Source organism: Gelidibacter sp., from assembly GCF_053579655.1.
The window spans coordinates 25,713-36,891 of record NZ_JBMDWE010000037.1 but is presented as its reverse complement, the minus strand read 5'-3'; the positions used below and the strand labels follow the sequence as shown (position 1 = coordinate 36,891).

The 11,179-nt window shown below is 37.0% G+C and carries 8 protein-coding genes; 2 read left to right on the top strand and 6 right to left on the bottom strand.

The window, feature by feature from the left end; translation table 11 throughout:
- Positions 1-548: 548 nt before the first annotated feature.
- Both ACOH2D_RS15515 and ACOH2D_RS15510 read right to left on the bottom strand, forming a co-directional pair.
- Complete coding sequence (locus ACOH2D_RS15515) at positions 549-1,529, bottom strand: PLP-dependent cysteine synthase family protein (protein ID WP_449535794.1); 981 nt, start codon at positions 1,527-1,529, stop codon at positions 549-551.
- 223 nt (positions 1,530-1,752) lie between these two features.
- Positions 1,753-2,988 (bottom strand): ABC transporter permease, encoded by a 1,236-nt coding sequence (locus ACOH2D_RS15510; protein WP_449535793.1) that lies wholly within the window; start codon positions 2,986-2,988, stop codon positions 1,753-1,755.
- 9 nt (positions 2,989-2,997) lie between these two features.
- On the opposite strand from ACOH2D_RS15510, the gene ACOH2D_RS15505 reads away from it, so the two are divergent.
- Positions 2,998-4,257 carry an exo-beta-N-acetylmuramidase NamZ family protein gene (locus ACOH2D_RS15505; RefSeq protein ID WP_449535792.1) on the top strand — a complete coding sequence of 420 codons (1,260 nt, stop codon included), beginning with the start codon at positions 2,998-3,000 and terminating at the stop codon, positions 4,255-4,257.
- A gap of 18 nt (positions 4,258-4,275) precedes the next feature.
- On the opposite strand, the gene ACOH2D_RS15500 is transcribed toward ACOH2D_RS15505, so the two are convergent.
- The gene (locus ACOH2D_RS15500) at positions 4,276-5,175 is read right to left on the bottom strand and encodes a hypothetical protein (protein ID WP_449535791.1); all 900 of its coding nucleotides are present in this window, start codon (positions 5,173-5,175) and stop codon (positions 4,276-4,278) included.
- A 252-nt stretch (positions 5,176-5,427) separates the two neighbouring features.
- Between ACOH2D_RS15500 and ACOH2D_RS15495 the strand changes: the two genes are divergently transcribed.
- Positions 5,428-6,123, top strand: a complete 696-nt coding sequence (locus ACOH2D_RS15495) for a class I SAM-dependent methyltransferase (RefSeq protein ID WP_348034815.1) — start codon at positions 5,428-5,430, stop codon at positions 6,121-6,123.
- Between the two features lie 102 nt (positions 6,124-6,225).
- On the opposite strand, the gene ACOH2D_RS15490 is transcribed toward ACOH2D_RS15495, so the two are convergent.
- The 3 genes from ACOH2D_RS15490 to ACOH2D_RS15480 form a co-directional block, all read right to left on the bottom strand.
- Positions 6,226-7,842, bottom strand: a complete 1,617-nt coding sequence (locus ACOH2D_RS15490) for an amidohydrolase (protein ID WP_449535790.1) — start codon at positions 7,840-7,842, stop codon at positions 6,226-6,228.
- A 353-nt stretch (positions 7,843-8,195) separates the two neighbouring features.
- Positions 8,196-9,149, bottom strand: coding sequence for a Fic family protein (locus tag ACOH2D_RS15485; RefSeq protein WP_449535789.1), 954 nt, complete (start codon positions 9,147-9,149; stop codon positions 8,196-8,198).
- A gap of 276 nt (positions 9,150-9,425) precedes the next feature.
- On the bottom strand, positions 9,426-11,159 hold the full coding sequence (locus ACOH2D_RS15480) for a TonB-dependent receptor domain-containing protein (protein WP_449535788.1): 1,734 nt from the start codon (positions 11,157-11,159) through the stop codon (positions 9,426-9,428).
- Between the last annotated feature and the right edge of the window lie 20 nt (positions 11,160-11,179).

Sequence of the window (11,179 nt, the reverse complement as noted above, 5' to 3'; positions counted from 1 at the left end):
AAAAACCACCTCGTCTTCTGCTTCTCTACTGAAGCAGAAGCCACTCCTCCTTAAACAGGAGGAGAAGTTAGCGAGGTGCTAAAATTCAAAGCCGTACCTAACAAAAAACTCCTTCTCTTTTTTACGAGGAAGGAGTTTTTTTACTCGTAGCGAGAAGTGAAAAGTTCAGTTTGTCACTAAAACATCAAACTCTGCCCAATCACATAATTCCTTCCCTTATTTTCAAGGGAAGGTGGATTCAATTCCAGAAAAGGAATTGAAGACGCAATGGCTATCTAGCTCTAAACAAGAAAATAACAGCAATAATAAAAACCACCTCGTCTTCTGCTTCTCTACTGAAGCAGAAGCCACTCCTCCTTAAAAAGGCGGACAAGTTAGAGTATTACTAAATTTCAAAACTTTTATCCAACAAAAAACTCCTTCTCTTTTTACAAGAGAAGGAGTCTTTTAAAACAAATAATATCTTCAAGGCGGAAAGGTTTTTAACTTCAAAACTTTTAAAGTCTAACCCCTAATAGTGAAGCTGTCTATCCTCTGTAATCAATCATTTAATCAATATACCCCATTTTTCGCATCCACTCATCATTGAACATTTTGCCCACATAACGGCTGCCATGATCGTGAAATAAAACCACAACAACGTCATCCTTTGTAAAGTGGTCTTTCAGTTGCAATAAACCTTTAATGGCCGCACCGGCAGAATTTCCTAAGAACATGCCTTCCTCCTTCGCCAATAACTGTGTATAAACAGCCGCATCTTTATCGGTCACTTTTTCAAAACCATCAATGATATCAAAATCGACGTTTTTAGGAAGAATGTCTTCACCAATACCTTCTGTAACATATGGATAAATCTCGTTCTCGTCAAAAATCCCTGTTTCGTGATATTTCTTGAACACACTACCATAGGTATCAATCCCCCAAACCTTAATATTAGGATTTTGTTCTTTCAGATATTTTCCAATACCCGAAATCGTTCCACCTGTACCAACCCCAACCACAAAATGCGTGACTTTACCATCCGTTTGTTTCCAGATTTCAGGGCCTGTACTTTCATAATGTGCTTTTGTGTTGCTCAAATTGTCATATTGATTCACATACCATGAATTAGGCGTTTCCTCACTTATACGTTTGGCAACCGAATAATAACTCCTTGGATCTGTCGGCGCAACATCTGTCGGACAAACGATCACCTCAGCACCAAAGGCACGAAGGATATCCATTTTTTCTTTGGATTGTTTATCGCTCATTACAAAAATACATTTGTAACCTTTGACAATAGCCACCAAAGCTAATCCCATTCCAGTATTCCCTGAAGTTCCTTCAATAATGGTACCTCCTGGTTTTAGTCTGCCATCAGCTTCAGCATCTTCAATCATTTTGACAGCCATTCGATCTTTCACCGAATTGCCAGGATTAAAGGTTTCGTATTTGGCCAAGACCAAGCATGGTAAATCTGCAGTTAATTTGTTGATTTTAACCAACGGTGTGTTACCAATAGTTTCAAGTATGTTTTTTGCGTATTGCATTTGTTTCATTTTAAGAATACAAAGGTAAGCGGATTTTTTGATTTTTTTAAATTCGGGGGTAGTACCTTGAGTTCTTACACAGAGTTTCACAGAGGAACACGGAGTTACACAAAGTTGTTTTGTTTTCAGCACAATCTGCGGAAGAAAAATAACCTGTTAATTAATGTACAGAAATAAGTCAATTATGTTTCAACCAACTACAATCTAACCACTAAAAACCGCACTAATCAAACCGCATCGCCTTAACGGGAGAAATTTTGGTAATAATAATCGAAGGAATCAAGAGCATCAGCAAACAGACAATAAACGTTCCTAAATTCAACATTAAAACATAATCTAAACTAAGATATACTGGTGCTTCGTTAACATAATATACTTCTGGATTTAGGGGCACCAAACCAAAATACTTCTGTGCTAACAACAATCCCAAACCGATTAAATTTCCCCAGAACAACCCCAAGCCGATGAGATAGGTGGCATTGTATAAAAACACTTTTCTAATACTCCAGTTATTGCTTCCCAAAGCTTTTAAAATTCCGATCATTTGGGTGCGTTCCAAAATAAGAACCAATAAGGCGGTAATCATATTAATCCCTGCCACAAGAATCATGATGCCGATAATACCATAGGTGTTATTGTCAAAAATTCCGATCCACTCAAAAATGGAAACATACTTCTGCTCCACCGTTGTGGCATCAAGATCTGAAGGGATATTCTCGTAAATTTCTATGCCTTTGGTTTGAATTTGCTTAAAATCGTCAAGAAATACTTCAAAATTTCCAACCTGATCTTCACTCCATTTGTTAAGGCGTTGCACATGGCGAATATCACCCATCACAAATTTCTCATCCAATTCCTTAAATCCGGAATTATAGATCCCCACAATCTCAAAAGCCCTTAACCAAGGCATCTGATCAATGTTTTCCTTTTTAAAAACAGTTTGAAAACTATCACCGACCTTGAATTGCAATCTATTAGCTAAATATTCAGAAATCAGAACTTCATTGTTCATCTCTCCAGAATAATCCGGCAATCGCCCTTCTGTTAAAAAACCCTTGAAATAATGCCAATCATAATCTGACCCAACGCCTTTGAGCACAACGCCTTCAAAGTCAGTTTCGGTACGAATTACACCAAATTTGGTAGCAACCGCTTGGACGTGTTTGACACCCTCAACGTTTTTGAACTCAGGATAAAACTCTTGATGCTTGCTAATTGGAATTTCAGATTCATCCGACGCATTGCTGTCAAAATTGGTAATGGTCACATGGCCATTAAAAGCCACGACTTTATCCCTTATTTTCTCCTGAAGCCCGATGCCCGTTGCAATAGCAATGAGCATGACCACAATACCAATAGCAATCGCTGCAATTCCAATTTTTATTATTGGTGCCGATACACTACTTTTATACGCTTTACTGCCTATAATTCGTTTAGCTATAAAAAACTCGTAATTCAAAATTTTAAGATGCTGTTAAAGATGTTCAAAAATACGTTATTTCCGATGATAAGCGGAATTGTTTTAGTACTGTTTTCTTGTGGAAAAGGAAGTGCAAGTACAAAGTTGGAAGCTGGAAGCACAAACCATGAAGAGTTGGGGATTCATACTGATGCCTCGAAACCACAGACCATAAAAGTTGGTGCCAATCAAACCGAAAACTACCTCAAATTACTAAAAAGCAAACGCGTTGGTGTTGTCGGAAATCAATCGAGTGTGATTTTTAATGACAAAGGTTACACGCATCTTGTGGATTCCTTAGTGAGTTTAAACATCGATATAAAGAAAGTTTTTTCTCCAGAACACGGTTTTAGAGGGACTGCAGATGCCGGCGAAAAAATAAAAGATGGTTTGGATTCCAAAACAGGACTTCCTATTATTTCTCTTTATGGCGATAATAAAAAACCAAAACCAGAGCAACTTAAAGGTTTGGACATTTTAGTTTTCGACATTCAGGATGTAGGCGTTAGGTTTTACACCTATATTTCTACCTTGCATTACGTGATGGAAGCTTGTGCCGAGGCCAAAATCCCATTACTGATTTTAGACCGACCAAACCCTAATGGACAATATGTGGACGGCCCTATTTTAGAAAAAGCCTATACCAGTTTTGTAGGAATGCATCCCATTCCAATTGCTCACGGAATGACAATCGGCGAATACGCAAAAATGATCAATGGTGAAAAGTGGTTGAAAAATGGCGTGCAATGTCAGTTGACCGTTATTTCGATGGAAAATTACAACCATCAAATGCACTATAGCTTACCAATTAAGCCGTCTCCTAATTTACCGAATGACCAATCGGTTGTTTTATATCCAAGTTTATGTTTCTTTGAAGGTACCGATGTGAGCGTTGGTCGTGGTACCAATAAACAATTCCAGATTTTCGGAAGTCCTGAATTAGATAAAAAATATTTTAAATTCAGTTTCACGCCTGAACCAAATGAAGGTGCCAAAACACCGCCACAGCAAGGCAAACTTTGCTATGGAAGGGATTTATCGCAAATTGATGTAACTCCAGGACTTCATTTAGAATATCTTATTGAAGCTTACACCCATTCTGCCAATAAATCAAAGTTTTTCAATGGGTTTTTCGTCAAATTAGCTGGCACAGCAAAACTTCAAGAACAAATAGAAAAAGGACTTTCTGAAAAGGAAATCAAAGCCACTTGGGCAAAAGGACTTGAAGATTTTAAACAGGTTAGAGCAAAATATCTACTCTATAAATAGTCATTAATTGACGAAATATTAGAGATGAATATTGGTGATTAATTGGGACTTTCTTAAATCTACTTCGGAAACTTTAGCTTTCCATAGCTCCGCATTTCCCTCATCCTTTTTAAGCTGGTACGAGGTATGGTAGAGATAAGAAAGTAACGATTGATTAGCGTCATCAATTTCAGAAGGTTTAAACTTTTTTAGCTGACGTAGAACTTTATTCGGTCTGTTTAGTAAGAGATATTTTGATAATCTTAACATGCTACTCTTTTGCTCAAAAGTAGTCTTATTGGTCGCGCTATCATCTAAAAGAAACTTATCTGCTTCATCTAGATAGATTTCTGCTAGGTTTATAATATCAGGTCTCACCGTTTTATCAACCAAAATGGCATAATCCATATATTTAGAGGCTAAACGATAAGCGGTACCAAAATCCTTCTGCAACAAATAATTTTTTAATTCCGCATTTAAGAAAGACGTATTCAAAGCGTATTTACTGACAAATTTTGATAAATTAAAATATGCTTCTGGCGACATCGAAATGTTAACGATATTGCCATTAGCATCCATAATCTTAATATTGTCATCCTCAAATTGAGCTACATAACTACGACTTCTAGAACCTTTTATCTGATCATATAAATCGGCATAAAGACTTTCATTGACCTTTACTGGCACAAAATAATCCCAAATAATGCCATTGATTTGATCGTAATCAAACAAATTTGAAATTAACACCTCATTACCATTCTCATCACTCATTATGACAGGGTATGGTATCGCGGCAGCATCTTCCCAAATCATAAATAGAAATTTATTCTGAACTAATGCGATACGCTTTGCTGCTTCAAAAGAGGTTAACCACTCTTGTGACATACAAAAATTAGAGGCTGTTATGGATAACGTTAAAAATAGAAGGAGTTTTTTCATGATAATGAGGTTATATTTTTAAGCTGCAAGTCATAAATTTTATAATATCGAAGGTGACCGGCAACATAGTATCTTATTAATTTAAGAAAAGTTTTTCTTGCATTTTCTTTTTTACTGGGCAAAGAAGGTATTGTTTTCCTTATGCTTATCTTTGCGACTTCGCAATGCTTCTGAAAAGTCTTGCAGGGCATAAAAATAATACATTTAAAACTTAAGATTTCCTTCTCGACGGAAATTATAAAACTGACTTCAATGAACGATATTTTCGGAAAAGCATTAATAGATTATTATAACGGAAATCATACTGAGAACATTATCACTTCAACCAATATTTCTGAAGATGATGAGATGCCACTCGACTACTTATTTAGAGGTTATGAAGACATGTCTAAATTAGAACAAAAAGCATTGCAACTTGCCACAGGAAGAGTGCTGGATGTTGGTTGCGGCGCAGGAATTCATACGCTGTATTTGCAGAGCAAAGGTTTTGACGTGAAAGCCATTGATGTTTCTGAAGGAGCGATTGAAGTCGCTCAAAAACTCGGAGTAAAAAACGCAGCCGTGCTTCCTGTTTTGGATGAAACCGAAAAGTTTGATACCATTTTATTAATGATGAATGGTACCGGAATTTTTGAGGAACTTTCAAAAGCACCGCACTACTTAAAACATCTTAAATCCCTATTAAATCCTGGTGGTCAGATTTTGGCAGATTCTACTGATATCAAATATATGTATGAAGATGAAGATGGTGGCTATTGGATGGATTTGAATGCCAATTATTATGGTGAACTCGATTATATGTTGAGTTATAAAGGCGAAAGCGCAGCGCTTACAACCTGGCTTTATTTAGATTTTGACACCTTTGCGAAGGCATGCAAAAAGGCAGGACTGCAGTGTGAATTGGTAATGGAAGGCGAGCATTACGATTATTTGGCGCGGATATTTTAGGTGTTACACAGAGAATCACAGAGTCTCACAGAGCATATCAAAACTCTCTGTGAAACTCAGTTAACTCCATGAATCTCTGTGAAATAAAACTATAGACAATAGTTACTGTTTCTCCCCTCCCACAAAAGTCTTCTCCACTTTAATATTAGGAATATCACTAAGCCCAGCGGTCATAATATCTTTATCCAGAATAATAAAATCCGCGAATTTCCCTTTTTCAATGCTTCCTTTTTCGTCTTCTTCAAAATTGGAGTAAGCAGCCCAAATGGTCATGCCTCTCAATGTTTCTTCCCGTGTTAAAGCGTTTTCCATTTGATACCCATCCTTTGGCAATCCGTCCAAATCCTGACGTGCCACCGCTGCATAAAATGTCAAAAACGGACTCACTTCCTCCACAGGAAAATCAGTTCCCAAAGCCACCTTTCCATAGGCGTCCAATAATTGCTTGAAAGCATAAGCACCTTTAACACGTTCCGATCCCAAACGGTCCTCGGCCCAATTCATATCAGAAGTTGCGTGCGTTGGTTGAATAGATGGAATTATATTTTTGTAATATTTAAAATCTCCAGGTGATACGATTTGCGCATGCTCTACTCGCCAGCGTTTATCTGATTTATCTTTCAATACTTTATCATAAGTCTGTAAAACAGCATGGTTTGCTGAATCTCCAATGGCATGGGTATTCATCTGAAAATCTGAGTTAGCGATACGTTGTGCAGCATCATTAAAAGTTTCCAAATCGGTAACCATCAATCCGTAATGACCTGGTTTATCACTATAAGGTGCTCTTAACATTGCTCCTCTTGATCCCAAAGCCCCATCAGCAAAGAATTTAAAACTACTAACATTTAAGCGGTCTGTTTTACTAATACCTTTAGTTAAGTAATAATCAACATTATCCTTTGATCCAGAGATCATGGCGTAAACACGAATCTTCAAATCTCCCGATTGCTGCAAACTATCAATAAGCTCAATAGATTCTCGTGATAAACCTGCATCATCCACAGTGGTCAAACCGTAGCCAAAGCAAATTTTTTGAGCATCCAAAAGTGCATTTATCATTTCTTTTCGGGATCCTTTTGGCCAATGTGCCATGACCAAATCCTGGGCATTATCTACTAAAACACCGGTAAGCTGTCCGTTTTCAACAATCACTTCTCCTCCATCAACCTTGCTATTAATTGTGACCTTACCTAAATCGAGTGCCGCCTGATTTGCCAATAGCGCGTGTCCATCAATTCTGGTTAAGGCAATCGGCGTGTCAGGATATAACTCGTCCAACATAGCTTTATTAGGAAACTCTTTTACTGCCCAATGATTTTGGTCCCAACCGCGACCTTTTATAAAATCAACATTCTTTTCATTTTGAAAGTCGCTGATGCGTTGGATGATTTCTTCAAAGCTTTTAGTGCCGACCAAATCTACGGATTGTTGGTTCAATCCCAATCCTAGAAAATGGCAATGAGCATCGATAAAACCTGGCACAACGGTTTGTCCCTTGGCATCAATTACATTTTTTGAAGTGTACTTATCTTGAATTTTTTTAGAAGTGCCTACCTCCAGAAATTTTCCGTCCTTAATGGCGAAGGCTTCTGCTTTATCGAAATTGGAATTAACCGTATAAACATTGGCATTGATAACAATAGAATCGACCTTTATTTTTTCGTTTTTACAGGAGAAAATAGTGGTTATAAGAAAGAAGACGAATAGTTTTTTCATTTAGTGTATGGTTTCTGTTAGAAATGATTGTGCAGTAAAAATAAGAAAAGCATCTGAGAATTAGATGGTTTTTGATATTTCAGAGTTAATCGTCTTCTAATCCATTAAGAATTATAATAATTATGTTTTGAATAGAACGCAGATGACACTGATTATTTATGATGAAATATTATATGCTTCGAATTTTTAATCAGTGAACATTAGCGTAATCAGTTTTCTATTATAATGTGAGTAAAATAATGGAACTCAGATTACACTGATTATTTATGATGAAATATGATCTGATTCGGACTAATGAATGAACATCTGCTCCATCTGCGTCATCAGCGTTCTATTGAAATTAGTTATCAAAACTACCGTTTACGTTTTCTGTTTTTGACGTAATTTTCAATAGCTTCCTTTGTGGTAAGCCAGTTTCTACCTTCTTTATAGGCATCGATTTTACCAGTACGCGCCAAAAGACTTATATATTCTTGACCATACGGCAGATTTTCTTCCTCAACCAAATTAGATATTTCTGTATACTCCAAAGTGCTTCCTGGCAAAGCATTAAGGTATATATTAAGTGTGCGTTCAATGGCTTGCGCCATCAGAAGCATCATCTTTCCGTAACGCCCTTTGTTGGCATCATTGAGTGCATTATAATATTTTAAACGGTCATTAGTCAAAATGATGGCTGGCGGAAATCCTTGTTTCATCAATAACATGTTCATGGCCAGCCGTACTGTCCTACCATTACCATCAAAAAATGGATGAATCCAAACAAAACGATGATGGAATATTGTGGTGAGCTCAATAACATTCAGATTTAAAGGATTCTCATCTACGAATGCCAAAAGCTCATCCATCAAACCAGAAACTTTCATGGCATTTGGGGGCACAAAATTTGCTCCCGAAATACGAACACCTCCATTGCGAAGCCTTCCTGCAAACTCTTCTTCTATAGAATTCAATACCAATCCATGCAAAGAAAGAATCTCATGAATAGAAAGAGTATCACAACTATCTACTAATTTATATAGAAGATTGATGGCGCGCTCGTGGTTTTTTACTTCAAAATGCTCTCTTAAAGATTTCCCTTTTATAGTAATGCCATCTTGCAAGACCATTTGAGTTTCTCTTAAACTTAAGGTGTTTCCTTCGATACTATTGGAGTTATAGGTCCACTCCACAGTCAGAGCTTCCCTGATTTTATTTAGAGCCATGGAAGGTAAAGGCCTGTGCTTTTTTAATTGCTCAAGCTTCATTTCAAGACGCTCAAAAAAGGGCATCATTTCCTCACGATATGTTAAATCTAAATTTTTCACATTACTAAGATACTTCTTTTATCGGATAGTTACAAATATAGCTCTATCCGATATTAAGAAAGATTATTATAAACCATCTGAAATGTGAGTTATTTAATATTTATAATTTGATCTAAGAATGGAACGCTCGCTGATTGTTTGTGATGAAATATGATTTGAAGTGTTTTTTCAAATACTCATTTTTAAAAACAAAAAAAGCATCCGGGATTTGGATGCTTTTGTTAATGGAAGATAAAAATATAGTTAAATTCCGAGATCCCTGCCTTCGCAGGGATTTTAGAAATCGAATTGATAGGTCGCACCCGCCAAGAATTGAATGCCTTGAACTGGGGTATTTAACCAACGCTGATAATCTTGATTGGCGATATTGTTGACTTTTACGTAAAATGAAAGCTGGTCATTAAAACGATAGCCAACATGTGCATTAGCATCAAAATAGCTATCCAAAGTCATAGTTTGCAGTATTGGTGTCACAAATTCATTGGTGCTTTCTTGAATAAATTGATCCTTACGTTCGCCTACATAAAATAAACCTGCGCCGGTAAACCAGTTTTCATCAATTTGATAATCCAAAAATAATGAGGCTTTAAGATCTGGAAGATTCCATGCCTCTGATTGTCTCTCACTATTGTATGAGAAATATTCAGCTTTAGCACCCAATTTGAAATTTCTGTTCACGTCTACGTTCAATTCGCCTTTAAAAGAAATTGTCTTGACATCATCATAAACAATTCCGAAGGAGTTTCCATATTGATAATTCTCAGTGGCTCCTGCAAGAATAGAGTTTCCTCTAAATAAGGCTTTATCACTCTCATTCATATAATGTCCACTCACACTATAACTAATACTGTTAGACAACTTACCCATTAAACCAAAAGAAGCCTCGTACTTTTTATCCGTAGGATTAATGATAAGGGTTGGAGACACAAACGGATTCACCTGTGCAAAATCATAATAAGAATTTTGCTTTAAGCCGCCTTCCAGTCCACCAAAAGCGATCATCAATTCGTCGATTACTCTATAAGTAGCCGTGATATTTGGGTAGATATAAAAGTTACTGTTACCACCTGCCGTGTTGTTCTTGTACACTAAATTCACACCTAAATTCAGGGTTAAATCATCTTGTGTCAATTGATAGCTTGGCGCAATACCAAAGCTAACATTGCCATAGGTCAACTTATCATCTGTATAAAAATTTCTATCGAAAGACCCATTAATATAATCGATGGTCACTTCAGTTGAAATCAGTTCATCCTGAATGGGCACATCCGCAGAAGCTTTTACAACAAATCGATTTTCTCCTGAACCTTGATTGTCTCCAAACCTTCTAAATCGTGCACTTGCATCTTTAAAAAGATAATCTTCAAACTTTACTTTTGCTCCGACATTCCCACCATAAAACGTATGACTTCCGTTGAGCGTATCGGCAGTAGTCGCGTCGAAATAAGGCTGTGGCAATCCATACCAATTGAATTTCTGATATAAAGCACCAGCATCAACCGACCAAGATAAATCACGCAGTCGCTGACTATAATTAACGTTGAGTTTGGTATCAATAAAATCATCATCCAATAATAGACCTTTAATACCACCGCTTGAAGAATGGTGTGTTAAATAGCCTCCTACATTTTCTCCTCTACCTAACTCCTGATTCAAGAATACTTCGCCTAAAATAGTGGTGTAAGAGCCAACACCCAAAGAGGCATAATTATCATATAACTTAACGGCTTTCGCCTTGTTGACTGTGGCCGCCTTACCCTTTGCTGGAGTAAAAGTCGAGGCTACAGGAATGGAAAAAATATTGTATTTAATCGCCTTTTTTGTGGTTGTTGTTTCATCATCTAAAGTTGGCTGTTCCTTTATTTTGAAGGCATCTGCAACCGTTGGCGTGTAAGCCTTGACGACGTTAACGACTTCAGTGTCTAAAGTGTCTTTGGTGCGTTCTTGGGCAAAGGTTGCTGTTCCTGTCAGGACTGCGATGATAAAGATATATTTGATTTTTTTTAGCATTGTTTTGTTTGTTAAATTCC

Bases quoted from the DNA above. Each gene is read 5' to 3' on its own strand.
- ACOH2D_RS15515 (WP_449535794.1), bottom strand. From the start codon at position 1,529: ATGCAATACGCAAAAAACATACTTGAAACTATTGGTAACACACCGTTG.
- ACOH2D_RS15480 (WP_449535788.1), bottom strand. From the start codon at position 11,159: ATGCTAAAAAAAATCAAATATATCTTTATCATCGCAGTCCTGACAGGA.
- ACOH2D_RS15500 (WP_449535791.1), bottom strand. From the start codon at position 5,175: ATGAAAAAACTCCTTCTATTTTTAACGTTATCCATAACAGCCTCTAAT.
- ACOH2D_RS15495 (WP_348034815.1), top strand. From the start codon at position 5,428: ATGAACGATATTTTCGGAAAAGCATTAATAGATTATTATAACGGAAAT.
- ACOH2D_RS15505 (WP_449535792.1), top strand. From the start codon at position 2,998: ATGCTGTTAAAGATGTTCAAAAATACGTTATTTCCGATGATAAGCGGA.
- ACOH2D_RS15490 (WP_449535790.1), bottom strand. From the start codon at position 7,842: ATGAAAAAACTATTCGTCTTCTTTCTTATAACCACTATTTTCTCCTGT.